Here is a 26,007-nt window from a genome sequence, read left to right on the forward strand (position 1 = left end):
GCGAACCTGTTAGCTTAGAGCTAATAGTCGGCACTATTATAGTATTAGCTATAATTAGTGCTATTGGAGTAATTTTAGTAAATAAAGGAAAGAAATGATAACTTTAGAACAAGCATTAAAATTAAGTGATAATGAATTAATAGAATTAAAAAAAGAACTAAATAAATTAGCATTAGAAAACAAACATTTAGGAGCTTATGTAGAGCAATTAATCAATACTCCTTTAGATGATGTTGATTATCTAGGAGTGCCTGTAGCTATTAAAGATAATATTCAAGTTAAGGGCTGGAGCATTACAAATGGTTCAAAAATAATGCAAGGATATTATGCACCTTATGATGCAAGTGTGATTAGCAATATGAAAAAACACAAATTCGCACCATTTGGAAGATGTAATATGGATGAGTTTGCTATGGGTAATACTACAAAAACAAGCTTTTATGGAAAGACCTTAAATCCTTTAAATAATGCTTTAGTCCCAGGTGGAAGTAGTGGTGGTAGTGCTGCTGCGGTAGGTGCAAAAATAGCTCTTGCTGCATTAGGAAGCGATACAGGTGGAAGTGTTCGCCAGCCTGCTGCATTTTGTGGTTGTGTAGGTTTTAAGCCAAGTTATGGAAGAGTTAGCAGATATGGACTTGCTAGTTATTCAAGTAGTTTAGACCAAATAGGAGTATTAACTCAAAATGTAAAAGACGCTAGTATTTTATACGATGCGATTGCAGGTCATTGTGAGTTTGATAGCACTAGTGCTGATATTCAATTTGTGCCTACATTTGATAAATTAGACGCTAATAAAAAATACAAAATCGCAATTATTAAAAATTATATAGATTCATGCTCTGATGAAATAAAAACACAAACTTATAAAGCTATAGATAAATTAAAAGCTTGTGGTCATACCATAAGTGAAGTTAGCCTTGCTGATAGTAAATACGATGTAGCTGCTTATTATATAATAGCTTGTGCTGAAGCAAGTGCTAATTTAAGCCGTTACGATGGGATTAGATATGGCAATAGAGCTAAGGAATTTAAAGATTTAAACGAGTTATATGTAAATACTAGAAGCGAAGGTTTTGGGCTTGAAGTTCAAAAGAGAATTTTATTAGGAACATTCGTGCTTTCAAGTGGTTATATTGACGCATATTATAAAAAAGCTCAATTAGTAAGAGAAGTTATCACTAGAAAATACAATGAAATTTTAAGCGATAATGATTTAATACTAATGCCTGTTGCACCAAGTCTTCCAAAATCATTTGATGCGAAGACTAGTTCTGTTGAAAGCTATTTAGAAGATATTTTCACTATTTCAGTTAATCTTGCAAAGCTTGCAGGTATTAGCGTGCCTGTTGCTAAAACTGAAGATAATTTAAATGTGAGCGTTCAATTAGTAGCAAAAAGATTTGATGAGCAAAACTTATTAAATGCAGCATTAAGTTTGGAAAACGCTGTTAAATAACCTACCCTATTCTATTTTAAATTCTAAGAATTTAAAATAGATTTTAATCACTTTTAGCACTTTGCTTAATATTTATATTATGTAATTTTTATACTTTCTACCTTTTTTTATCGTAAATTAACTATCTAAATAGTGGCTAAATTGTAAATTAATAAAGTTTTTTGATATTTTTATTTAAGTAAATGCTATGATATGAAAAATATTTAAGGTATGGTATGAAAAAAACATTAGAATTCTTAAAAATACTTTTTAAGATTTTTATAATAATTGAAATAATGATTGCTATTGGCTCAATTTTAGCAGGTGTAATTTTTAGCATTGGATCAGATGTAAATGTAATTTATTCAATTATTGTTTGCTTTTTTGCAGCTAATTATTTTATTTATGAAAATTTAAGTCAAATAATAATTTTATTTTATAAAGGACTTATACTTTATCCACTAATATATCTTAAAGTTTTTATAATTATATTTTTTATAATATTTTTCTTTAAATTAAGAAAGAAATTTAATAAAAAACTTGCTTTTAAATATAGCATAATTCCTATGATAATAATATTTGCTTTATATAATTATTTTTTTAGAACCATACCTGATTATTCAAGTAAAACTCATGAAAGAATAGTAACTCTAAGTGATTATAAAAAATATCAGCAAGGCTATTGCTTAAAAGAAGATAGGATATTACCTAAAGATGAGCTTTATAAAAGAGTAGTGGTTGATCATTTTGTAAAACAACAAGAATACAAAAAGATATATACGAAAATGCGTTATAACGAAACTTGTGAGTGTGGATACTATATACATAAAGATATTAATTTAGCTAATTACAAAGATTACTTAAGAAAAAATGTTTATTCTAAAGAATATGTTAATTACGATGAATTAGAATCAGTTGATTATACTAAATATATAGTAGTTAAAAATAATATAGCAGGATTTACTAAGCCTATTATCTCCTTTGATAAAGGTGTTATTTTTTATACAGATATAGCTTTTGATTTTCAAGATGATACATATGGAATTTATAAATTATTTCTTATTGATGAATTTGATGAGCGTGAAGATAAAGAAAAAGAGTATAAATATAGACTTAGAGTTTTTAATCATGAGCTTTTATCATACGAAGCTGATATAAAGAAAAAACGTAGTTATATACGCAAATTTGATAATTGTGGTTATTCAAATTTTAATCCAGAAAAAGAAGCAAAAGAAAGCTTAGAAGAAATAAACTTTAAATAAAAGGAGAAAATATGGCAAATTTTAGATTAGATTTAAATGGTAATTTTACAAATATTATAATTATACCTATGGGGACAAAAACTCTTAATAAAAATAAAATTACAAATTATAAAACTTCTAATTACTATTTTAAATTCTTGTAAAAATTATGAGAATTTGAAATAAGGATTTAAAAATATTACAAAAAGTAACAATTAATAAAAATTAATAAAGTTTTTTGATATTTTTATTTAAGTAAATGCTATGATATGAAAAATATTTAAGGTATGGTATGAAAAAAGCATTAGAATTCTTAAAAATACTTTTTAAAACTTTTCTAATTATTGAATTACTAATTGCTATTGGCTCAGTTTGTGTAGGTGGTGTTTTTGGCATTGGCTCAAATGTAAATATAATTTATTCAATTCTTTTTTGCTTTTTTGTAGCTAATGGTTTAATTTTTACAGATTTAGGTCAATTATTTGATTTATCATATAACGCAATTTCATTTCATCCACTAATATATCTTAAAGTTTTTATAATTATATTTTTTATAATACTTTTCTTTAAATTAAGAAAGAAATTTAATAACAAACTTGCTTTTACTTATAGCATAATACCTATGATAATAATATTTGCTTTATGTAGTTATTTTTTAAAAGTTGTTCCTGATTACTCAAGTAAAACTCATGAAAGAATAGTAACTCTAAGTGATTATAAAAAATACCAGCAAGGCTATTGCTTAAAAGAAGATAGGATATTACCTAAAGATGAGCTTTATAAAAGAGTAGTGATTGATGATCTTACAAAGCAATTAGTATATAGAGATAAAGTTTATAAAAATCTTTATAATATCATTACAAGTCATAAATATAAGATACATAAAGATATAAATCTAGATAATTACAAAGATTACTTAAGAAAAAATGCTTATTCTAAATATTTTGTTAATTACGATGAATTAGAATCAGTTGATTATACTAAATATCTAGTAATTGATACCAAAAATAATACAGCTGGATTTACTAAACCTATTATTCTTGTGGGTGATGGTTTAATTTCAGTTACATTTTATTTAGATTTAGCATTTGAATTTGAAGATAATGCATATAGATTTTATAAAATTTACCTTTCTGATGAATTTGATGAGCGTGAAGACAAAGAAAAAGAGTATAAATATAGACTTGAAAAAGTTGATTATTGGCTTTTGTCGTATGAAAATGATATAAAAAAACAACGTATTTCTTATAATTATAAATTTGATAATTGTGGTTATTCAAACTTTGATCCAGAAAAAGAAGAAATTGAATGATAAAAATTATAAAAAGGAGAAAGAATGGCAAATTTTAGATTAGATTTAAATGATGATTTTACAAGCGAAATATTATCGTTATACTTATGGGGACAAAAAAGAGCTCCTAGTAAAGATGAGATTACAAATTATAAAACTTATAATTCTTATTTTAAATTCTTTAAAAAATTATGAGAATTTGAAATAAGGATTTAAAAATATTACAAAAAGTAACACAATAATTAATTTTAATAAAGTTTTTTGATATTTTTATTTAAGTAAATGCTATGATATGAAAAATAAAGGAGAGTTATGTTTAAAATATTAGCTATTTTACTAATTACAAATATTTATTCATATCAAATAAATAAGTTAAAAATAGAGCTAGATAGTATTTATAAAAGCTTTGCATATATTACAAAAGAGATAAAACAAGACCAAAATGAGTTTATAAAAATCATTAGTAATTGCAAAGATGATAATAATTGTATTATAAGTTCTTATAAAGCTAGAATAAAAGAGCTTAGCACTAGTCTTGAAAACTCAAAAACCTATCCTAAAGAACTAATAGAACATATAAAAATAATTCAAGAAAACTCAATAGAATGCAATAAAGATAACTATATGCGATATGAGCATGGACGATTTATTGATGAGCCAGAAAAATGTAGAAAATTACTAAAACTCAATAATTTTTGGCAAGATTTTTTTAGATATAAGGATATAAAAATAAAGCCAAAAATTGTAGATGCTAAGCCTTACGCAAGCCAAGAAGTAAAAGATACTCTTAAATACTGCTGGGATTTAGGGCTTGATAGAAAAGTTTATAAGTATATAAAAGATTATAGTTCAGATGATAGCAATGATAATGTCAGTTATCGTTTTATAGAAGTTGATAAAAATAATGAGCTTTATATTATAAGTAAAATTAAAGGTAAAAAATACATAGAAAAACATAAAAGTATAACTATAAGTGATGTAGTTTTAGATGATAAAAATTACTTAGCTTTATCAGGTGAAATTGGAAATATATTATTTATAGAAAAAGATTTTTGCAATCATCCTATGAAGAATAAAAATCTATTAGAACTTTTAAAAAATTCTAATAAAATGAAAATGTCAAATAAATATTACGAAGAAGCAAAAGAAACTTTTATTATAGAGTATAAGGGTAGTGATTATATTTTAAATTATCATAAATTTAATAATTTAAATCATATTAGATATGACAGTTATTATAATATAACTTTTATTGATATTTTAGATATGGTATCTAATGTAATTTATCAACCATATTCAGAAAAAACTCTTAATAGATGTAATAAATTTAAAATTTTTGGTTGTGAAACAAATCTAAAAAAGGAGAAAAAATGAGTTTAAGTGGTTTACATAGGGTAAAAAACTTTAGTAGTGAATTATATAATAATATTAAGAATAATGAAGGTTTTGATGTAAAAGTTTATCTTGATAGTAAACTTAGACCTACAATTGGTGTTGGTTATGAATTAATTTCTCATAAAAATACTTGGAGAGAACATTTTAAAACAATCAAACTTAATGTTAGCAATGAACAAGCTAATGATTTTAATAATTTAATATCTGCTTTATCTAAAGTAAAGTCTAAAGATGAAGGCAAACGTATTATTGAAAAGTATTATAACAATAAAAATAGCATAAAACTAACTAACGAAAAAGAAGCAAAAGAACTTTTTTATACTATATTGCCAGATTATAAAAAAATGATTATTAAAACAAGTAATAATCCTAATCAAGGAATTAGTGAAGAAATGTATAAATATCTAAAAGATAGCAAAGAATTAATAACTCTTATTGATTTAGCGTACAATGGGGGGTAAAAAATTAATAGGACCTGGTTTATCTAAAGCTATTGAAGAAGGTGATAGAGCTAGAGCTTGGTTTGAGATAAGATATAATTCTAATGGCGGGAAATCACGAAAAACTAGTGGTTATGGAATTGCACAAAGAAGAATAAGAACTTCAGATTTTTTTGGGCTTTATCCTGATGGCAATGTAGATGAAGAATATCATATGAAAGTAGTTAGAATGTATGCTGACTATAAAGATAAAATAATCGGAGAAGAAACCAGCATAGAAGAACCTAGTGAAAATGATGGTAAGAAAATAGGAGAAGCTTATCAAGGTACAAATAGTTTTAAAAGCCAAATCTCTACAACCCTTAAACATTTTACTAATGAAAATCAAATTAGTGGGGATATTATATTGCTTGATAATACCCATAATAAATTAGGTGAAAATACAAATTTAAATAAAAATGATTTGATTATCATTGATGGTGGAGAGCATAAGATTAGCGATATAAGCGGTAATGATATTTATTATGTTCGTAATGGTAAAGTTACAATAGACGATAAGGATGGCAAAGGTCAAGTAGTATTTAATGGCTCTACATTAGAAGGTGGTTCTTATGATGAAGATAGGAAAGCATATATAGATGCTAAAGATACAAGTATTACATATGAGCTTAAAGACAATAATGATTTAATAGTAACTAAAGGCGATAGTAGTATAACAATACGCAATTTTAAAAAAAGCGAAGATGGATTTTTAAATATTAATTTAAAGGATAATCCAGGCAAAGAAGTAGCTATAGTAATAGATACAACAGGTTCTATGGGAGATGATATAGCAACTTGCAAAGCAAATGCAAAGATTATAGCTAGTAATATCTTTAAAGAAAATTTTTATTCTAAAATATCAATAGTTACTTATAATGATAATGATATAAAAACAATTGGAACTTACACTGATTATCAAGGTTTTTTAGGTGGAATAAATAGTGTTAATTTGCAATATGGTGGCACAGAATACACTATGGCAGCTATCTTAGAAGGAATGAGTCGTTTTACACCAAATAATCACTTGAGTAAAGAAGTGTATGTAATGACAGATGAGCCTGGAGATGATAATCATAGAAGAGATGAAGTAGAAGGTAGAGCTAAAATTTTTTATGTAGCAGGTCTAAGAAATGCAAATAATACCAATAAATACGAAGATAATTCAGTAAAAATTAATTTTATAGCTATTCGTAATGAGTTTGAGCATTTTAAAGATTTAGCTAAAAATACTAATGGAATGTATTTTAATTCAAATTCAAGTGAAGAGCTTAGCGATGCTTTATTTGAATTAAGCAATATAGGAACCTCAAGTAATGATGTGATAGAAGGCAATGATAAGGATAATAGTCTTAATGGATTTGGTGGAGATGATACACTAGTAGGTAAGGCTGGAAGCGATACTTATACATTTACTGGGCTTAATTTTGGTAACGATACCATAATAGAAAGCAATTTAAATAATATTGATAAAAATACAATTATTTTTAAAGATGTAAGCTATAAAGATGTAAGATTTAAAAAAGATTTAAATGATTTAAAAATTACACTTAATAAAGATAATAGCGTAACAATAAAAGATTTTTATAATACCAATAATGAAAGTAAAATTAGTAGCATAAGCTTTAGTGATGTTACATTAGATGAACTAGCTATCAAAAGAAGCGTAAGTATGCAAGCAAACAAAGAAGCGATAATATTCTTAAAAGAAAAAGATTTTAGCTTTTCTAATTTTGCTACATCAACATTTGCAGTAGCCTATCAAGATAATGCAAGTAATATAAGCACATCTTATAAAGATGATGTAATAATAGGTAGTAATAAAAACGATGTTATATCAACCAAATTAGGCAATGATACTTTAATCGGTGGTAAAGGAGATGATAAGTTATATGGTGGATTTGGTAATGATATATATGTTTATAGAAAAGGTGATGGAAATGATTTAATCTATGACGATGGTGGGCAAGATGCTTTAAAATTACAAAATTTAAAAGCTGATGAAATATTTTTAATAAAAGATGGTAAAGACCTGCTAATAAAGTTTAAAGATGATGATACAAATAGCATAAGAGTAGCACATCACTTTGCTTGGAAATTTGGCTATCACAATCAAATAAACACAATAGAACTTGATGATAATAAATTCATCAATACAAAAACAATAGATAAACTAATAGAGCAAACTAGTGCATTTGCTAAAAATAACGGCATAGATATTCATAATATTAATCATATAAACGATGATAGATTAAATCAAATCTATATGAGTGCTTGGAATTAAGCAAATTACCCTAAATTAATTTAGGGTAATTATTATTTAAGTATTTAAAAAATATATTAATTAGGTAAAATATGTTTAAAATTTTTAAAAAATTTGATGATGATACACACGAATTTAAACCACTTTTAGTAGAGTTAGAAGATAGACCGCAAAATCCATTAGGTAAAAGTATTTTATATATAGTTTTATTTGTAATAGTTTTTAGTATTGCTTGGCTAATACTAGCTAAGGTTGATATAGTAGTAAGTGCTAGTGGTAAAGTAGTTCCTGATGGAGAAATTAAAATAATCAAACCTTTAGAAAACGGAGTAATTTATAAAATTCTTGTAAAAGAAGGTGATAAAATAAAAGCAAATGAGCCTTTAATATTAGTTGACCCAAGTGTATCTAAAGTCAATTTAGAAAGTAAAAAAGAGAATTTAAAAGCTTTAGAAGATAGTTTAAAAAGATTAAATGCACTAAGTAACGAGAGTGAATTAAAAGATGTTAGTAATGCAGAATTAAGCCTATATCAAAACCAATTAAATAGCTTTAAAAATAGCATAAACACTTATGAATTTAAAATCAAACAAACTATTAATTCATTACAAGCCAATAAAGAAGAATTAAAAAGATTAGAAATAGAGCATAAATACACAAGCTCAAAATTAAATAGACTTAGCAAGGTAAAAGATATAATCGCTTATAAAGATTATGAAAATTTATTAAAAACAAAGCAAGATTTACAATTACAAATACTTGTAAATAAAAACAAATCTTTAGAATTAGAAAATAAATTAAACGAACTCACAAAAGAACTTGAGAGTTTTAAAGCAAATTTTATTGCTAAAAATTATGATGAACTCTTAAAAACTAAAAATGAAATAGCATTATTAAAGGCAGATATAAACGCGATAGAATTTCAAAGCCTAAGGCAAGTTATTTCATCACCAGTTGATGGATATGTAGGAAAATTATTTGTAAATACTGAAGGAAGTTCTGTATCAAGCAATGAGCAATTAATATCAATAATCCCAATTGATAAACCACTTATAATAAAAGCAAATGTATTAAATCAAGATATAGGATATCTTAAAAAAGGGCAAAATGTAGCTATCAAAATAACCACATTTAATTTTCAAAAATACGGCAAACTAGATGGAATTTTAGAACATATTGGAAACGATGCTATAAAAGATGAAAAATTAGGAGATATTTTTGAAATTAAGGTAAAACCTTTAAAAAATCATTTGATAGTAGATGGTGAAACAAAAGAAATAGAACCAGGAATGCAAGTAATAGCTGAAGTAAAGGTTGGCAAAAGAAGAGTAATAGAGTTTTTCATATATCCTATTATTAGATATCTTGATGAAGGGCTTAGTATTAGATGAAAATTATTTTTGTTTTTCTTATAATGCTTAGCACATCAATAGCTAAAGATTTTTACACCATACTAGACTATGCACTTAAAAATTCTCCTATCATAAATATCGCAAAAATAGATATTAAAAGCGCTAATTATAATTATGATTTTTATAAATCATATTTATATCCAGAATTATCATTTAATGCAGATTTTAAGTATTCAAATACAAAAAGTAATGATTACAAAAGAGAGCTTTTTAGCGATTATAACAATCATCAAAGCACAATATCGCTTATATTAAAATATGATTTATTCAAATTTGGAAATGATTATTATAAAATCAAATCAGCCAAAGAGAATATTGCTACAAGTAATTACAATAAGTGTTATAAGGAATTGCAATTATCACTAGATTTATTAGAATACTACAAACTCGCACTATTAAGTGAAAATAAATTAAAAACATATAAAAATTTAAGCCTTGCTTATGAAAGTTTATATAAATTATCAAAGAGATTAAATAAAGTTGGAGAATTAGATTTAATCAATGTAAATTCTTATTTTTTGGACTTTAGCGATGCAAAAACACAGATTTTAAAACTAGAATTTGAATTAAGAAATTATTTATCATATATATCGTATTTATCAAATCTTAATATTGATAAAATAGATGATTTTAGTAAAATTGATGAAATTGCTTTAGACTTTTTAGAATTTGAAAAAACAAATAAATTTTTAGAATTAAATTCTAAAATAAAAAGCTCAATGTATGAATTAAAATCCCTAAATCAACGCCCTACAATAAGCCTTTATTCAAGATATGATTTTTATGATAAAACCAAAAATAATTATCAAGACCTTGCCGATAGTTCTAAAAAATACGGGTATTTAGTAGGAATTGGGATTAACTATATTATATTTGATGGATTTAAAACAAGTTCATCTAAAGAGTTAAAACAATTAGAAATAAACAAATTAAATCAAGAGCTAATACAAGCAAAGCTAGAATATGAAAAACAAATAAACGAGCTTATATTTTTCATACAAAACAAAGATGAAATAATAAAAACCTTAAAGATAATAAGCAAAGAAGCAAATACAAATGAGCTTTATATACAAAAACTACACAAAACTGGTGAAAAATCAAAATTTGAAGTCATAAATGCAAGTATAGAAAACTATAAAAAACTCCAAGATTTAAATGAATATATAATAAATGCAAATGCAAACGCTATTAAAATTAATTTAATAAATAATCAATTTAATAATTGTAAAAAAGGATATTAATATGCATACAGCCTTAGGTTGCTTATCACTTTGTGCGCAATTTGCAAATATATCAATAGATATTAATGCGATTTGTAACAAATACGCTTTAAAAGATAGCGAGCCAAGTATTTACGAACTAGCAAAAATCGCTAAAGATAATGATTTTAAAGTAAAAATCAAAAAGCTTAATTTAAAAAACCTTCATTTATATAAAGCACCTTTTATATTTTTGAAAAAAGATTTAACATATTTTGTAGTTTTAAAACTTGATTTTAATAATCAACAAGCTCTTATTTTTGATGGTGGAAAAGAAGCAAGGCAAATTAGCTATGAAGAATTACATAATTTATCAAGTGATAAAATCTTAATCCTAGCACACAAATTATTAAACGATAGTGTAAAGTTTGGCTTCTCTTGGTTTTATAAAAGAATGCTAAGTTATAAGGGTATTGTATTACAAATTTTATTAGCAAGTTTTGTTATGCAATTATTTGGCTTAGTTACACCTTTATTTACCCAAGTAGTCCTTGATAAAGTCTTGTTGCACCATAGTATAAGCACACTTAATGTAATTGCTTTTGCATTTTTTAGCGTTATTGTTTTTGAAAGTTTATTAAGCCTTAGTAGAAATTATATCTTTACTCATACTACCACAAAAATTGACGCAAAATTAGGCAGTGAGTTATTTACACATTTATTATTGTTACCTATGGTGTATTTTGAGAATAGAAAAGTAGGCAACATAGCAGCTAGAATAAGAGAGCTTGATAATATAAGAGATTTTATAGCCAACAAATCAGTAAGCGTGATTTTAGATTTGTTATTTAGTATAGTTTTTATTTTGATGATGCTTTTATATAGCGTGAAGCTAACATTTGTTTCATTAGCTTTTGTGATTTGCATTGCTTTAATTTATTTTTTTATAACGCCTATTTTAAGAGCAAGGCTTGAAGATAAATTCCAAATGGGAGCAGCATCTAATTCATATCTAGTAGAAAGCATAACAGGAATGCAAACCATAAAATCCCTAGCCATTGAAGGTAGTATGAAAAAATACTGGGAAGATTATTTAGCAAAATATTTAAAATCATCTTTTAATTTAAGTAATCTAAGCAATATCGCAAGCACTTTTGCTAATTCTTTACAAAAGCTTATGACATTAGCAATTTTATATTTTGGAGTAGGATTAGTAATTGATGGGAGTTTAAGCGTAGGACAATTAATAGCCTTTCAGATGTTTGCTAATCAATTTAGCGCCCCTATTATGCGACTTGTAAGCTTGTGGAATGAATTACAACAAGCTATTTTAAGCGTAGATAGATTAGGAGATATTTTAAATACACCGCAAGAGCAAACTACAAATAAACCTATATCGCTAAATCAAGTATCAGGTAATATAAAATTTGATAATGTAAGCTTTAAATATAGCCCAAATTCTAACTATGTCTTAAACAATCTAAGCTTTAACCTACAAGCAAATAAAAGCATAGGAATAGTAGGACGCAGTGGCAGTGGTAAAAGCACCATAACAAAACTCATAGAAAGACTTTATATCCCCAACGAAGGCTCTATTTATATAGATGGAATAGATTTAAGACATTTAAATCCTTATGTTTTAAGGAGTAATTTAGGCGTAGTTTTACAAGAAAATTATTTATTTAGCGGTAGTATCAAAGAAAACATAAGCCTATCAAAGCCAAGTGCATCAATGCAAGAAATAATAAATGTATGCAAAATAGCAGGAGCACACGATTTCATAAGCGAACTTAGTGCAGGTTATGATACTTTAGTAGGAGAAAGAGGCTCTGCGTTAAGCGGCGGTCAAAGACAAAGAATAGCAATAGCAAGAGCCTTGCTACATAATCCAAGGGTTTTGATATTTGATGAGGCTACTTCGGCACTTGATTATGAAAGCGAGAAAATCATCACATCAAATCTATCACTAATCAAACAAAACAAAACCTTTATAATAATAGCACATAGATTAAGCACGGTTAAAGATTGTGATGAGATATTAGTCCTTGATAAGGGTAATTTGGTTGAGTGTGGAAATCATACAAAACTAATGGAACTTAATGGATACTACGCACATTTATACAAACAACAAAATCTATAAACACTAAAACTATAAATAATTTAATAAATATTATTTATAGTTTTAAAAGAATTTGAATTATGAATTTAAAATTAAATCAAAAAATATTTTTTAATATTATTTATTACGAAAAGTAACATAATTTTAATAATTATTTTTAAATTTTATGAATTTTTATTATTTGTTTGATATAATTAATCTTATTTTTACAAGGTTAAATATGAATATAGACAATTTAAAAGATTATAAAATAAAAAACGATTATTTATATAGTTTAGAGCTTATTAGGTTATTTAATGAGATTTTTTCAATTTTACTTATTTTTATCTTGTTTTATTTTACAATAGATATTATCAATGAATTAAATAGTAAACCCGAAAAAACAATGACTGACATACGAAGAATTCAAAAAGGTTGGAGTGGTATTATTGATGGTATTTTTTTTGTTGCATTCTTTTTAAAACTTAGACAAATAAAAAGACTTAGATTTGTTAAAAATAATGATTTTTATATTAGCGTAGATAATGAAAAGATATATTTTGATACTTATGAGATAGATGAAGCAGGTGTTTTTGGTATAGCAAAGAGCTATAAGAAAGTAACTGCAACGATAAATAAAAGCGATATAGTTTTTAGATTGCAATCTAAACGACCTGCTTTAGCGTGTTCATATATATTTAATAAGGATGCTTACAATATTAAAGAAATAGAAAATAAAAGCTTAAATTATAGATTAGACTATCAGATAGCTAGAATAATTTTCTTTCCTATACTTATATTTTTTGTAATATTAGATATTTTATCAAGTTATTTAATATTGTTTTTATTAAATGGTAAAAACTTAAAAACTTACACAATATATCAAACTAAAACCAAGCTGGTTTCATTGCCTTTTGTTGATGATTTATCAGTTTATTTTTTATACACAGAGTTTAGACAAAAGTATTCTGCGATGAGTAAAGGTGGCTATGAAATGGAATTTAGAGAAGAAGCACAACCACTAGGTGAAAAATACATAGCAAAACAACAAAAGAAAATTGAAAAGATTTTAAACAAGAAAAAGGAGACATTATGACCGAGAAAAATAAAGAGACTTTAGATTTTATAAATGATGTTTTTGCAAAAATTCAATTTGTAGAAAAATCAATGGCAAAATATCTTGGGGTTAAGAATACAATATTTTTTGATATTAAAACTCAAACATTTTCTATATATATAAAATATTTACAAAATAAAGATAAAGATAATACAGCTTTAAGGTTGGCAGGTTATGTCTTTGGCAGTATAATTGATGAAGCTATATTAAATAAATCTAAAAACATATTAGTATCATTAAACAAACTAGGTATCATAGAAAATGAAACAATTGAAGCTATTATCAATTTTAAAGCTTCTGATTATTTTGAAGAAACTTTTCCTGAAGCTGCTGAAATTTATGACAAAATGTTAAATGATAAAGAGTTTGCAAAAGAAATGTTTGAAAATGCCAAGTCAGTTTTAGATTTTGATTTGATAAAGGATTATTATTCTAATGTGACTTTTGATAAATTTTGTAGTGATGTTATAGATTTACTTAGACCAAAAGAAGATGTGAAAAAAGGTAAACCTGTATTAGAAGCAGAAGTTAAAGATAATAATATAATTATTAAAGCAGATAATATTAATGATGGGATTGATTTTGCAAATAATTCTAAATTTAATAATTATGATATCGCATTAAGTGATTATAATAATTCAGTTCAAATTGAAAAAAGCAATAATTTTGTCACAATAAACACCAATAATAATTCTACTTTATCTGATGAAGATTTATTTGATTTAGCACTATTTAGTGGAGTAAATAAGGCTAGTATCAATAATGTTAAATATGATATAAAACAATTAGATAATGATACTTTAAAAGATATTATAGATTATATACCTAGTAAATCGTTTGTGCTAACTAATATTAAGATATTAGTAGGAGAAGAGATTTTATTAGGAGATAATAAAAAATATGTAGTAAAACAAGGCGATACAATCATAGATATTGCAAAAGCAAACAAAATGAGTGTTAAATCTTTAATCAAACTAAATCCAAATTTAATAGAACAAGGAAGAGTTAAATTTTTAGAAGATAAAGTATTAGTTGAAGCAAACGGAGATTTAGCAAAAATATTTGATTATAAAGATTTTGTATCAAGAACCTTTAAAGATACATTTAAAGGAGATTATAGTGATGATTTTAAAAATAGTTTATATACAAATAAAACTTTAAACATTTTCTATAATCCAATGGCTAAAGTTATAAAATACGACCCGCTAGTCCTAGACCTAAACAACAACGGCAGAATAGATACAATCACTCTTAATAATTCTAAGGCATTTTTTGACCACAATAGTGACAACATAGCTTATAAATCATCTTGGATTAATGAAGTTGATGGATTATTAGTATTAGATAAAAACAATAATAATCTAATAGATAATGGCAATGAATTATTTGGAAACTTTACTGAAATTCCAAGTAGTGATTTTAAAGCTTTAGATGCTAACAATAATCAAACCTTAAATCCTACTCAAACCACATTTGCTCTAAACGGCTTTGAAGCCTTAAAGCTTTTAGATAGTAATGAAGATGGAGTAATTGATATAAATGATAAAGAGTTTAACAATCTTAAAGTATGGTTATCCGAAGATGGCATAACGCAAATAAACGAGCTAAAGTCTTTAAAAGATTTAAACATAACTAGCATAAATCTAAACTATAAAGATACAAATCAAAAGCTTGATAATGATAACACCATCACTCAAACAGCTACCTTTATCAAGGATGATAAAGAAAGCTTATTAGCTGATATTAATTTTAGCGTTAGTAGTATAGAAAGAGTATTTAAAGACAAGATAAAATATTCAGAAGAAGAATTAAATCTAGCAAATCTTAAAGGCTATGGAGTATTAAGAGATTTAAGGGACGCTGCTTGTTTAGATACTAAATTAAAAGCATTGCTTAAAGATTATTCATTAGCAAATAGCAAAGAAGAGCAATTAAACAAGCTTGATAGTCTAATTTATGCTTGGGCTAATACTAATAAAGCTTTAAACAAAGACTTTAACCTATCTAAAACCAAAGAATTTGATAGCAATAATCCTAGCAATACTGATAGTATAAGGGATTTATGGCTTACGCCATCACAAGCTAGAGAATATGCTAATTTTACTATTAGCGAAAGTTTAAAAAATGAGTTTAATGAGCTTAAGCAAAAAATATCAATTATTAATTCATTTTTAGGCGTTAATAATCAAGATTTTTATATAGCTAGTTTAAATGAGTTTAACGAGCTTAGAAATAGCTTTAATAATACTTATGATAGTTTAAGAACTTATGTTTATAAGGGATTGTTATTTCAAACAAGATTAAAAGAATACTATGATGAAATAAGCATTACTAGCTACGAAAACAATGGCTCGTATGAGCTTAAATTAGATTTTTCTAAAAGTATAGAAAAATTTAAGGCTATTAATGAAACAAATCCTAAAAAAGCTTTCGTTGATTTAGCTGAGTTTATAACAAGCTTTAAAGATATAAATTCTTTAAATGATTGTGTAATATTGCTAGGTGATTTTATAAAAACAATGAATAATTATACTTTAAGTGATTATTTAAAACTTTTAGATGAAGATACTATAAATGCACTATCAACTCAAACAGGAACAAGTGGTAATGATACATTAGTAGGGACAAATTTATTAAATGGTAAAGATACTTTATATGGACTTGATGGTGATGATACCTTAATCGGTGGAATTGGTGATGATACTTTAGTAGGTGGAGCAGGCAATGATACTTATGTTTTTGATAAAGATTTCGGACACGATACTATCATAAACTACAAATCAAATCTAAATGATATAGATTGTATTAAATTTAACGATGCAAGCATAAATGCCAATAATTTAAAATATGTAAGAAATTATGATGATTTAATGCTGATTAAAGATGATAATAATAGCATTAGAGTTAAAGACTTTTTTGCATATGAAGATTTAAGAAATACTATTGATGAAATCAAATTCGCTAATAATACAAGTATAAATAAGGATGAGATAATTAATAGAGTTTATACACCTACAAATGGTGATGATAACTTTACAATGTTTTTTACAAATAAAGATTATGTAATAACTATGCTAGATGGCAACGATACCATAATCACACATAATGGAGATGATATTATTGATGGTGGAGATGGAGATGATATCATAAGAAGTGGAGCAGGAGATGATATCATAAATGGTGGCAATGGTAATGATGATATTTATGCAGGAGATGGTGATGATATCATAATAGGCGGAGCAGGAGATGATATCTTGCAAGGCGGTATGGGGAATGATAAGTATATTTATAAAGGAGTTTGGGGGAAAGATACAATAATTAATCTTAGAAATGATAATGCTTATGATGAAATAATCCTAGATGTTAGCTCATCATTTGTAAAAATTACTAGAAATAATGATGATTTAATAATAAACAAGCTAAAAAGTGCTGGTTGGTTTAGAAAAGTGGTTGATGAAAGTTCATCTATAAAAGTTGTAGATTTTTTCAAAAAAGATTATGATATATCTGCTTTAGTATTACAAGATAAGACTTTAAGTGCTAATGATTTAAGACAAATGGTATTAACTCCTACTTGGGGCAATGATACTTTAATTGGAAGTGAATATAGCGATAAAATATATGGCTTATTTGGTAATGATACTTTAATTGGTGGTAAAGGAGATGATTATTTAGACGGCGGTGCTGGAAATGATACATATATCTTTAATAGAAATGATGGAAATGATTATATAAAAGATGCCTTAGGATATGATACTATTAAATTTAATGATATTAGCTTTAGTGAAGTTGTGCTTAAAAAAGATGTAGATAATCTAATCATCAAATATAACAATAATAAAGATAGCGTTACTATATTAGGTAATTTTGGGATAGGATTTAATAAGATTGAAAAATTTGTTTTTAGTGATAAAACTTTATGCTATGATGAGTTTATAAATACAGCCACAAAAGAATTACCAAGCTATGAGGATTTGGTAAATAAAGTGATTAAACCTGATTTATCATCTTATTTAAAAAACACAGAAAGACTAATACAAGATACGAATGCTTACTCGCCTAATTCATCTGGATTTATTACATATACAGATGATAAAAACAACAATATTCAAGTATATTTATAAACTAAATCCAAATTCTTTAAGAATTTGGATTAGGAATTTGAAATTAAATTAATAATTATTTTTAAATTTTATGGATTTTTTACTAAAACTTTATATTATAAAAAATTAATTAGCAAGTTAAGGCATTTAAATGTTTTTTTATAAAAAATGTGAAGTTTGTAAAAATAAAATTCCTTTACCTAAAACACATGTTTTTGATGAAGATTTAGGATATATAATGAAATGCGATTATTGTGAAGCTATTTACAAACACCAAACAAGAGATATTTTAGGAATTTTGATTTTTATTTGCAATGTTTTTGCTCTTATTTTTAGTATTATTTTAATGTATGTGTTTTATTGTGTTATAGCTAACGAACTTATATGTTTTTTTATCTTATTATTTTTGTATGGTTATTTTATGCATGTATTTCACATATTAATTATTGATAAATATGTTTTAACTAAAAATACTAAAGAAATTTAATATAGACAATATCGCATCACTTCCTATAAAAAATAACATATTAAGTCTTGCTATGGCTTTTATATCTACTATTTTATTTTATTGTTATATAAAATATAAAAGCAAAAAATAATAACTTTTAATTCCAACTATTTTTACAATAAAACATTTTTAAATTTATTAAAATCCTAATTTAAATTCCAAAATATTTTATACCATCAATTAACCTTATTGTTTAAAAGAATTTAAATAAACTTATTTGCTATACTAAACCATAAAAGTTGTTTTATATTTGGAGCGATAAATGTATTCTAAGCTGATAGAGTTTATAAGAAAATTATTGTATTGTATATTTGCATTGCTTTGCATACTATTTATATTATCTATTTTATCCATCGGCGCTTTTACAATAATAGAATATTATGTTACAAAACCTTACGATTATAGTGATTTTGTTAAGGTAACAAAAGAATTAAAAAAAGTTGAAGAAATTTTATTAAAGCAAGGATATAAACCATATTATGATTTTGGTGATAAAAGAACATATAAGGTAAATTACAATGAACTTGGATATGGTTGCATTATTGATGAGTTACAAAAACAAGAATACGCTATTCAAAATTTTTTTGAAAGATATCCACATACGCAATTAGAAAAAATCAATAATTATAAAAGTATAGATGAAATAAAAGAAATAAAAAAATTTAGCAAAGATTTATTAAAAACTTCACAAATCTATGAATTTAATTACGAGCTAACAATTGATGGTTTTGAGCATTTTTATGATAAAAATTCTTTTATTTTTAAAGATGGAAAATTATTTGTAAAATATTATTACTTTAATTTTAATAATAATTTGCTTGAAGAAAATTATGAGTTTTTAATAGATGATTGTGGTTATATTGAGCGTATGTAGTAAAAGAGTTAGTATGAAAGTAATTAATAATTGTTAGGATTTTAAATGTTTTTTAGAATAGTTAAATTAATATTTGTTATAAGTTTATTATGTTTAATACTTGCTTTATGTTATTTTGCATTAACTTATAATTTTATAAGTAATAACACCGACCCATTAGAAGAATTTAATGAGCTTAAAACAAAATTATATAGAATTGAAGCAGACCTAAGTGAGAATAATTTGAGCTATTATGATTTTAATACTGATAAAACTTATAAAATAGATTATAATAAATTCGGCTATAAGTGTAAAATTGAATACCTAGAACGACAAAAACTCGCTATAAAAGATTATTTTAATCGTCATACAAATGTAGAAAAATTAGAAAAAGTTCAAAATTATAAAAGTATAGATGAAATAAAAGAATTTAGCAAAGACTTATTAAAAACTTCAAAAATAAATAAATTTAATAATGAGCTAGTAATAAAAAATGATAAATATTTTTATGATGAAGCTTCATTTGTTTTTGAAACTGAAAGATTGTTTGTGAAGTATTATTACTTTGATGAAAATAATGATTTTAAAGAAGTTAGTGAAGAGTTTTTCATAGATAGTTGTGGTTATATTGAAAATAGATATAAAGCAATAAGTTCTAAAGGTAGATTTAGATTATAAAAACTATAAATAATTTATAAATATTATTTATAGTTTTAAATGAATAAAATTATTTTAAAAGATTTGATAATTTATCTTTAACTTCGTTTGAGTTTAATTCTAGTTTTTCAAGTGTTTTACGAGCTCTAAATTCTACTAAATTATCATCAAGTTTTTTACCCACTACAATAGCATAAGGTGTGCCTATTAACTCATAATCACTCATTTTTACACCAAAACGCTCATTTCTATCATCTAATAAAACCTTAATGCCATTAGCCAAACAATACTCATATATATCATTTGCAAACTTAACTTGCTCTTCATTTTTAATATCTGATATTATGATTTGTAATGTAAATGCTGAAATATTTTTATCAAAAATAAGCCCATAATCATCATTATTGCATTCAGCAATTACTGCTAAAAGCCTACTAATTCCTATACCATAACAACCCATTATAAAAGGTTTTGCCTTACCATTATTATCAAGATAAGTTGCATTCATAGCGCTTGAATACTTATCGCCTAATTTAAATATATGCCCTACTTCAATGCCTTTTGTAATTTTTAAAGCTTTATTGCACTTATGGCATTCATCATTTTCTTTAACCAAGCTTAAATCATAAAAACGCTCTTGTAAAAAGCTAGTTACCTTAAATCCTACATAATGATAATCTTTTTCGTTTGCTCCACAAATTAAATCGCTTTCATTTTCTAACTCACTATCTATGAAAAATCTAACAGGACAATCCTTAAGCCCAATAAATCCTGGAACTAAATTAGCCTTTATTAATTCTTCTTCACTTGCATCTACTAAATCAAGTGCATTAGCTGCATTTAAAGCCTTAGTTTCATTTAGCTCATCGCAACCTCTTATAAAATATACTATGATTTCTTCTTTATCTACATATATTGCTTTTTTTGCTACTGCTTTTATGAAATTATGCTCTTTGCATTTAAAGAATTTAGCTAAATCTTCTATGGTTTTTACATTTGGAGTGTGAAATTTTGCAAAATCAGCTTCTATTTCTTTAATAAATTTTCTTTTAGCTCTTTTTGCTGTTTCTATATTAGCACAATATCCACATTCACAAATAGCCAAATCATCTTCTCCACTAGGACTAATTACCATAAATTCTCTTGAACCACTTCCACCAATTGCTCCGCTATCTGCTTCTACAATCGCATAATTTAACCCTAATTCATCAAAAATTTTACAATACGCTTCTTGCATATTTAAAAACTCAGCTTCTAAAGACTCAAGCGAATCATGAAAACTATAAGCGTCTTTCATAATAAACTCACGAGCTCTAAAAAGTCCAAATCTAGGTCTTGCTTCATCACGGAATTTAGTTTGAATTTGAAATAAATTAATAGGCAATTGTTTATAGCTTGTAATTTTTCCACGCACAAGCGCAACTATTGCTTCTTCTGCTGTCGGACTTAGGATAAAATCATTTTCTTTTCTATCCTTAAACCTTAGCAATTCTTTACCAAATTTAGCACTTCTTCCACTCTCATCCCAATAATTTAACGGGCATACAAAACTAAGATTTAAATAGTTTGCTCCTGCATTTTTCATATGCTTAATTACAATATTTTTAATATTTTCTAATACTTCAAGCCCTAATGGTAAATAACTATAAAGTCCTGAGCCAAGTTGCTCTATATAAGCTGCTCTACTAAGTAAAATATGACTTTTTAAGATAGCATCTCTTGGTGCTTCTTTTGTCGTTGGTGCGTATAATTTTGAAAATCTCATTCGTTTTCCTTCACATTAAATAAATAATTTAAACTTTGCGTTTCTAAACCTTCATCATCAATATTTTTAAGTCTTATTGTAGGTTCGTGCAAATAAGACTTCATAACTTGTTTTGCGAATTTCAATGCTTCTTCATTATCACTATTTTTTAAATAACCTTTCTTAATTGCTATTGCTAATTCTTGATTTATGATTTCATCTGCTCTAATTCTCATAGCTTTTATTATAGGAGTTACTTGAATTACATTTAAATCCTTATAAAACTCATTAACCATTTTTGCAACTACACTAAAAGCAATTTTTGCTTCTTCATCTTTAAATTGCATATTTTTCTTAACTATTTCATTTAGACTATCAACGCTAAAAACTTCTATCAATTCGCTATTTTCAAGCTCAATATCTCTTGGCACAGCAATATCAAAAAAATACCTTTTAAACTCAACCGGACTTATAATATCTTTAGTAATTATAGGTTCATTTGAACTAGTAGCACAAAATATAAGCTCATAAGAATTTAAAATAGAGATTAAATCTTCATAATCTAAGCATATTAAATCTAGTTCATTTGCTAGTTTTAAAGCATTTGCTTTGGTTCTTGAAATTATCGCAATATTTCCTTTTGTATGATTTAGCAAGTGTTTTGCAGCTAATTCTATCATCAAACCACTTCCTATTAAAAGGATTTTTTTAGTTTTAATATCACAAATCTCTCTTGCTTTTGCTACTGCAACAGAGCTTACTGATACAGAGTTTTTTGAAATAGCGGTTTTATTTCTAACCATTGCAGCACATTTAAAAGAATAATTAATCGCTACTTCTAAATTAGGAGAATAATTAGCACTTTGCAAGGCTTGTTTTAATTGACCTGTGATTTGAGTTTCCCCTATTACAAGGCTATCAAGTGAACTTGAAACACTAAAAAGATGATGAATAAACCCACTGCCTTCGTAAATATCAGGAGAATTTTTGATAAGTTGCTCATCAATCTTACAAATTAAACATAAGCACTTTATTATGTATTCATAAACACCCACTTGGTTTTCAATATAACACATTATTTCTATTCTATTACAGGTGCTTAAAATCACGCATTCTTCTATGTAATCATTAGCTAAGATTAATTTATAAATTTCTTTTTTCTTAAATTCATCACTTAAAGCTAGTCTTTCTCTTACTTCAATACTTGTATTTTTATGAGTAAAACTAACGCTAAAATAATGCATCAAAACTCCCTAAAAATCATTTTTTTAACGATTTCTTTTAATTCATCGCTACTTGCGTATTTTAATGCAAGTTCTCCGTAATTTTTAGCTTCATTTATACTTGCATTTATTAAATCGTATTTTAAAAATTGCTCTTTTATCCACGATAATTCATCTTTGCTTAAAGTCTTACAAAAATAAGACCTTAGTCTTGCTTTATCATCGCCTTGCAATTTTTTATCTAGCATAATGTATGGAAGAGTAACTTTGCCTTCTTTATAATCATTTAAATTTGGCTTTCCTAAAGTAGCTTCATCTTGAGTAATATCTAAAATATCATCAACTATTTGAAAGGCAATTCCTAGATTTTTACCAAATTCTTTATAATCATTAGCGTTAGTATAATTAGCTAAAAGTGCTGCTGCATATGCACTTGCTTCTATTAATGAAGCAGTTTTTTTATAAATCATTTCATAATATTTGCTCTCATCTTCATTAAAGCTTTCTCCAAGCTCTACATCAAGCAATTCGCCACTACTAAGTAAGGCAACTGCACGACCAACACAAGCTGCTATTTCACTTTTAAAAGAGCATAAATTATAAAACGCAATTGAATATAAAATATCGCCTAGCATAATAGCAGTTTTATCGCCATAAATTGCATTAATACTTGGAGCATTTCTTCTAGTTAGTGCTTCATCTATTACATCATCGTGCATAAGTGATGCTAGATGAATACACTCAATTACTGCACATAATTTATAAGCTTCATCACTAACTCCAGCTATTTTTAAAATCAGTTTTGAGCGTAATCTTTTGCCGTGATTTACCTTGGCTAAATACTCATAAATACTAGGATGCTTTAACTCTTTTATAAATTCATTTATATAAAAATCTATCTTTTCCATACTACTTCCCTTTTAAATTCTTATTAAACTCAATATCTACTCTTCCATCGTTATCAATAACTAAAACCTTTATTTTAGCTTTATTATCTTTAAAATCCTTAAATTCTAAAAAAAGTGTAACTTTATCAATGCTAGGATTTTTGTAATTAGGCAAAATTTGTTCTTTAACAAAATCAAGCCCCCTTCTAAGAGATAATACATATTGTTTTCTATAATTTTTATAATCTTTAAAATTAGTTAGCAAAATCAAATTCGTATTATCAAAATGCGTCCATCTAAAGGCATATTTTTGCCATTTTTCTTCACCCTTAGGACTTATGAAAAACCATTCTAATTCATCTTTTTTTAAAATATATTCTTTTTCATAAGCAAAATTAGGCACACCCGCAAATAAATTAATACTAAAAAAAATCAGTATTAAAAATCTATAATATTGTTTGGACATTCTTTATGATAAACCCCAGCTGCGTCATAATATTCATTACAATCTTCATAATAATGAAGTCTAATTCCATCTTTACTAGCACACGAGCTAAAAATAATAGCTATTAAAATAATCAATTTTTTCATGCTATCAACCATTGAAATAATTTTTTAAGCTCTTCACTTTCACTTCTTCTATTTTTATGCTTTTTTCTCCATTCATAAGGATTTTGAGCGTTTTTATCTATCCATAAGCCTTTTAATTCTTGTCTTGCTTTTAACTCATCGCTTTTATACATATTTGTATAATAAGAATACGCCCAAGCACAACCTTGCTGAACTACATAGCGATTTATATCTACCTCATCTAAATATACAATTGCTATGGTTCTTTTATATTTATCTTTGCCTTTGATTTTCAAATCAACCTTTTTGCCAATTATTTTAGATGACAAAACCCTAGTACAATATGCACCAAAATTCTGACTTGTTTCAGGTGCGTCAATACCATATAATCTAACTTTTGTTTTTTTCTTGCCTTTTCTTACTTGAATAGTATCTCCGTCCATTACTTTTGATACAAAATACTCTCCTGCAAATAGATTAATACTTAGCAAGAATATCAAAACAAATCTCATTATTTAGCTCTTACAATTTTATTTAAAAATGTGAAATTTTCTTTAATTTTAAAATCACTTTCAATAGATTTTGCTAATTTTTCTAAAGAAGATTTAAAATCATCAAATAAATAATTAGCATAAGAACCTGGATTTGGATTAATCTCATTTAGATAAATCTCATTATCTTTAATAAAAAAATCACATCTAATTAAAGCACCTTTAAACAACGGCAAATAAAGTCTAGTAAAAGCGTCTTTTAATTTATTTACTAACTCATCATTAAGTTTTACTTCTTCTATTTTTTCTTGTTTAAAGCTTAGATATTTTTGGTCAAAATCTAAATGACCATTTTTCTTAGGCTCTTCAATCTTTGAAAATACAATTTTTTCGCCATCAAAAAATCCTGCTAGATTTACTTCTTGAATATTTTCAATAAAAGGCTCTGCTAAAATCTTGTCATCAAATTCATACGAGCTATCATACGCATAAGCAAAATCTTCTTTATTTTTTACTATATTTATACCTATACTACTTCCAAGCCTAGCTGGTTTTAAAATAACAGGTAGTTCAACCTCATCATTTTTGCTTTCTAATAATTTATAAGCAATTGTTTTAACCCCTACTTCATTTGCATAAAGTTTAGTTAAATGTTTATCAAAACTAAGCACACAAGCAGCAGTTCTAGGGCCTATGTATTTGATATTATAAAAATCAAACATAGAAGCTAATTTCCCATCTTCGCCATCTTTTCCATGAACTATATTAATAGCTATATCAAATTCTACTTTTTCTTCGCCTAAAAGTTTTTTAAGATAAAAGCCACCTTGTTTTAATACTAAAGGCTTAAGGTTTTTAAAACCGCCTTTTGCAAAATAATTTGCATTCATATTATTTTTATCTATTAGATAAAACTCATTATCAAAACTAACATAAATAAAAATTACATCATCTAATAATTTTGCCACAGTTACAGCACTTACTATGCTTATTTCATGCTCGTAAGAATTCCCACCAAAAACCATTGCGTATTTCATTTAT

23 protein-coding genes are annotated in these 26,007 nt (G+C 25.8%); 16 read left to right on the plus strand and 7 right to left on the minus strand.

Annotation, left to right across the window (positions count from 1 at the left end; genetic code table 11):
- Window positions 1–94 precede the first annotated feature (94 nt).
- The 16 genes from gatA to KJR01_RS05790 all read left to right on the plus strand — a co-directional run bounded on the left by gatA (window position 95) and on the right by KJR01_RS05790 (window position 20,072).
- Complete coding sequence (gene gatA / locus KJR01_RS05720; protein ID WP_214117706.1) at window positions 95–1,456, plus strand: Asp-tRNA(Asn)/Glu-tRNA(Gln) amidotransferase subunit GatA; 1,362 nt, start codon at window positions 95–97, stop codon at window positions 1,454–1,456.
- 215 nt (window positions 1,457–1,671) lie between these two features.
- Window positions 1,672–2,697: a hypothetical protein gene (locus KJR01_RS05725; protein ID WP_214117707.1), complete on the plus strand. Its 1,026-nt coding sequence runs from the start codon at window positions 1,672–1,674 to the stop codon at window positions 2,695–2,697.
- Window positions 2,698–2,708: 11 nt separating this feature from the next.
- Window positions 2,709–2,840: a hypothetical protein gene (locus KJR01_RS10385; RefSeq protein WP_284467021.1), complete on the plus strand. Its 132-nt coding sequence runs from the start codon at window positions 2,709–2,711 to the stop codon at window positions 2,838–2,840.
- Window positions 2,841–2,968: 128 nt separating this feature from the next.
- Window positions 2,969–3,988: a hypothetical protein gene (locus tag KJR01_RS05730; RefSeq protein ID WP_214117708.1), complete on the plus strand. Its 1,020-nt coding sequence runs from the start codon at window positions 2,969–2,971 to the stop codon at window positions 3,986–3,988.
- A 24-nt stretch (window positions 3,989–4,012) separates the two neighbouring features.
- Complete coding sequence (locus KJR01_RS05735) at window positions 4,013–4,162, plus strand: hypothetical protein (RefSeq protein ID WP_214117709.1); 150 nt, start codon at window positions 4,013–4,015, stop codon at window positions 4,160–4,162.
- A gap of 117 nt (window positions 4,163–4,279) precedes the next feature.
- The gene (locus tag KJR01_RS05740; RefSeq protein ID WP_214117710.1) at window positions 4,280–5,341 is read left to right on the plus strand and encodes a lysozyme inhibitor LprI family protein; all 1,062 of its coding nucleotides are present in this window, start codon (window positions 4,280–4,282) and stop codon (window positions 5,339–5,341) included.
- A complete protein-coding gene (locus KJR01_RS05745; protein ID WP_214117711.1) occupies window positions 5,338–5,823 on the plus strand; it encodes a hypothetical protein in 486 nt (161 codons plus the stop codon). The genes KJR01_RS05740 and KJR01_RS05745 overlap by 4 nt, the downstream gene beginning before the upstream one ends.
- Window positions 5,813–8,125, plus strand: coding sequence for a VWA domain-containing protein (locus KJR01_RS05750; protein ID WP_214117712.1), 2,313 nt, complete (start codon window positions 5,813–5,815; stop codon window positions 8,123–8,125). The genes KJR01_RS05745 and KJR01_RS05750 overlap by 11 nt, the downstream gene beginning before the upstream one ends.
- A 71-nt stretch (window positions 8,126–8,196) precedes the next feature.
- Window positions 8,197–9,495, plus strand: coding sequence for an HlyD family type I secretion periplasmic adaptor subunit (locus KJR01_RS05755; RefSeq protein ID WP_214117713.1), 1,299 nt, complete (start codon window positions 8,197–8,199; stop codon window positions 9,493–9,495).
- Complete coding sequence (locus KJR01_RS05760; protein ID WP_214117714.1) at window positions 9,492–10,757, plus strand: TolC family protein; 1,266 nt, start codon at window positions 9,492–9,494, stop codon at window positions 10,755–10,757. Before KJR01_RS05755 ends, KJR01_RS05760 begins: the two co-directional genes overlap by 4 nt.
- Window position 10,758: 1 nt before the next feature.
- A complete protein-coding gene (locus KJR01_RS05765; protein WP_214117715.1) occupies window positions 10,759–12,855 on the plus strand; it encodes a peptidase domain-containing ABC transporter in 2,097 nt (698 codons plus the stop codon).
- 199 nt (window positions 12,856–13,054) lie between these two features.
- Window positions 13,055–13,909: a hypothetical protein gene (locus KJR01_RS05770; RefSeq protein WP_214117716.1), complete on the plus strand. Its 855-nt coding sequence runs from the start codon at window positions 13,055–13,057 to the stop codon at window positions 13,907–13,909.
- Window positions 13,906–18,054, plus strand: coding sequence for an SPM autocatalytic domain-containing protein (locus KJR01_RS05775; RefSeq protein ID WP_214117717.1), 4,149 nt, complete (start codon window positions 13,906–13,908; stop codon window positions 18,052–18,054). The genes KJR01_RS05770 and KJR01_RS05775 overlap by 4 nt, the downstream gene beginning before the upstream one ends.
- Window positions 18,055–18,184: 130 nt before the next feature.
- Window positions 18,185–18,520 carry a hypothetical protein gene (locus tag KJR01_RS05780; RefSeq protein WP_214117718.1) on the plus strand — a complete coding sequence of 112 codons (336 nt, stop codon included), beginning with the start codon at window positions 18,185–18,187 and terminating at the stop codon, window positions 18,518–18,520.
- A gap of 283 nt (window positions 18,521–18,803) precedes the next feature.
- Window positions 18,804–19,415: a hypothetical protein gene (locus KJR01_RS05785; RefSeq protein ID WP_214117719.1), complete on the plus strand. Its 612-nt coding sequence runs from the start codon at window positions 18,804–18,806 to the stop codon at window positions 19,413–19,415.
- 45 nt (window positions 19,416–19,460) lie between these two features.
- Window positions 19,461–20,072, plus strand: coding sequence for a hypothetical protein (locus KJR01_RS05790; protein WP_214117720.1), 612 nt, complete (start codon window positions 19,461–19,463; stop codon window positions 20,070–20,072).
- 49 nt (window positions 20,073–20,121) lie between these two features.
- Here the strand turns inward: KJR01_RS05790 and KJR01_RS05795 are convergent, their stop codons facing one another.
- The 7 genes from KJR01_RS05795 to KJR01_RS05825 are packed head-to-tail and all read right to left on the minus strand — an operon-like array spanning window position 20,122 to window position 26,003.
- Window positions 20,122–21,816: a proline--tRNA ligase gene (locus tag KJR01_RS05795; protein WP_214117721.1), complete on the minus strand. Its 1,695-nt coding sequence runs from the start codon at window positions 21,814–21,816 to the stop codon at window positions 20,122–20,124.
- Window positions 21,813–23,039 (minus strand): glutamyl-tRNA reductase, encoded by a 1,227-nt coding sequence (hemA, locus tag KJR01_RS05800; RefSeq protein ID WP_214117722.1) that lies wholly within the window; start codon window positions 23,037–23,039, stop codon window positions 21,813–21,815. Before hemA ends, KJR01_RS05795 begins: the two co-directional genes overlap by 4 nt.
- Window positions 23,039–23,926 (minus strand): polyprenyl synthetase family protein, encoded by an 888-nt coding sequence (locus KJR01_RS05805; RefSeq protein ID WP_214117723.1) that lies wholly within the window; start codon window positions 23,924–23,926, stop codon window positions 23,039–23,041. The genes hemA and KJR01_RS05805 overlap by 1 nt, the downstream gene beginning before the upstream one ends.
- 1 nt (window position 23,927) lies before the next feature.
- Window positions 23,928–24,371, minus strand: coding sequence for a hypothetical protein (locus KJR01_RS05810; RefSeq protein WP_214117724.1), 444 nt, complete (start codon window positions 24,369–24,371; stop codon window positions 23,928–23,930).
- Complete coding sequence (locus KJR01_RS05815; RefSeq protein ID WP_214117725.1) at window positions 24,344–24,496, minus strand: hypothetical protein; 153 nt, start codon at window positions 24,494–24,496, stop codon at window positions 24,344–24,346. Before KJR01_RS05815 ends, KJR01_RS05810 begins: the two co-directional genes overlap by 28 nt.
- Window positions 24,493–24,987, minus strand: a complete 495-nt coding sequence (locus KJR01_RS05820; protein ID WP_214117726.1) for a thermonuclease family protein — start codon at window positions 24,985–24,987, stop codon at window positions 24,493–24,495. Before KJR01_RS05820 ends, KJR01_RS05815 begins: the two co-directional genes overlap by 4 nt.
- On the minus strand, window positions 24,987–26,003 hold the full coding sequence (locus tag KJR01_RS05825; protein WP_214117727.1) for a D-alanine--D-alanine ligase: 1,017 nt from the start codon (window positions 26,001–26,003) through the stop codon (window positions 24,987–24,989). The genes KJR01_RS05820 and KJR01_RS05825 overlap by 1 nt, the downstream gene beginning before the upstream one ends.
- Between the last annotated feature and the right edge of the window lie 4 nt (window positions 26,004–26,007).

It is taken from the genome of Campylobacter sp. 2018MI10 (assembly GCF_018501175.1).
Classification (GTDB): Bacteria; Campylobacterota; Campylobacteria; order Campylobacterales; family Campylobacteraceae; genus Campylobacter_E.

Bases quoted from the DNA above. Each gene is read 5' to 3' on its own strand.
- KJR01_RS10385 (WP_284467021.1), top strand. From the start codon at position 2,709: ATGGCAAATTTTAGATTAGATTTAAATGGTAATTTTACAAATATTATA.
- KJR01_RS05815 (WP_214117725.1), bottom strand. From the start codon at position 24,496: ATGAAAAAATTGATTATTTTAATAGCTATTATTTTTAGCTCGTGTGCT.
- KJR01_RS05730 (WP_214117708.1), top strand. From the start codon at position 2,969: ATGAAAAAAGCATTAGAATTCTTAAAAATACTTTTTAAAACTTTTCTA.
- KJR01_RS05780 (WP_214117718.1), top strand. From the start codon at position 18,185: ATGTTTTTTTATAAAAAATGTGAAGTTTGTAAAAATAAAATTCCTTTA.
- KJR01_RS05745 (WP_214117711.1), top strand. From the start codon at position 5,338: ATGAGTTTAAGTGGTTTACATAGGGTAAAAAACTTTAGTAGTGAATTA.
- KJR01_RS05750 (WP_214117712.1), top strand. From the start codon at position 5,813: ATGGGGGGTAAAAAATTAATAGGACCTGGTTTATCTAAAGCTATTGAA.
- KJR01_RS05765 (WP_214117715.1), top strand. From the start codon at position 10,759: ATGCATACAGCCTTAGGTTGCTTATCACTTTGTGCGCAATTTGCAAAT.
- hemA (WP_214117722.1), bottom strand. From the start codon at position 23,039: ATGCATTATTTTAGCGTTAGTTTTACTCATAAAAATACAAGTATTGAA.
- KJR01_RS05770 (WP_214117716.1), top strand. From the start codon at position 13,055: ATGAATATAGACAATTTAAAAGATTATAAAATAAAAAACGATTATTTA.
- gatA (WP_214117706.1), top strand. From the start codon at position 95: ATGATAACTTTAGAACAAGCATTAAAATTAAGTGATAATGAATTAATA.
- KJR01_RS05755 (WP_214117713.1), top strand. From the start codon at position 8,197: ATGTTTAAAATTTTTAAAAAATTTGATGATGATACACACGAATTTAAA.
- KJR01_RS05735 (WP_214117709.1), top strand. From the start codon at position 4,013: ATGGCAAATTTTAGATTAGATTTAAATGATGATTTTACAAGCGAAATA.
- KJR01_RS05790 (WP_214117720.1), top strand. From the start codon at position 19,461: ATGTTTTTTAGAATAGTTAAATTAATATTTGTTATAAGTTTATTATGT.
- KJR01_RS05725 (WP_214117707.1), top strand. From the start codon at position 1,672: ATGAAAAAAACATTAGAATTCTTAAAAATACTTTTTAAGATTTTTATA.
- KJR01_RS05775 (WP_214117717.1), top strand. From the start codon at position 13,906: ATGACCGAGAAAAATAAAGAGACTTTAGATTTTATAAATGATGTTTTT.
- KJR01_RS05825 (WP_214117727.1), bottom strand. From the start codon at position 26,003: ATGAAATACGCAATGGTTTTTGGTGGGAATTCTTACGAGCATGAAATA.
- KJR01_RS05740 (WP_214117710.1), top strand. From the start codon at position 4,280: ATGTTTAAAATATTAGCTATTTTACTAATTACAAATATTTATTCATAT.
- KJR01_RS05805 (WP_214117723.1), bottom strand. From the start codon at position 23,926: ATGGAAAAGATAGATTTTTATATAAATGAATTTATAAAAGAGTTAAAG.
- KJR01_RS05760 (WP_214117714.1), top strand. From the start codon at position 9,492: ATGAAAATTATTTTTGTTTTTCTTATAATGCTTAGCACATCAATAGCT.
- KJR01_RS05795 (WP_214117721.1), bottom strand. From the start codon at position 21,816: ATGAGATTTTCAAAATTATACGCACCAACGACAAAAGAAGCACCAAGA.
- KJR01_RS05820 (WP_214117726.1), bottom strand. From the start codon at position 24,987: ATGAGATTTGTTTTGATATTCTTGCTAAGTATTAATCTATTTGCAGGA.
- KJR01_RS05810 (WP_214117724.1), bottom strand. From the start codon at position 24,371: ATGTCCAAACAATATTATAGATTTTTAATACTGATTTTTTTTAGTATT.
- KJR01_RS05785 (WP_214117719.1), top strand. From the start codon at position 18,804: ATGTATTCTAAGCTGATAGAGTTTATAAGAAAATTATTGTATTGTATA.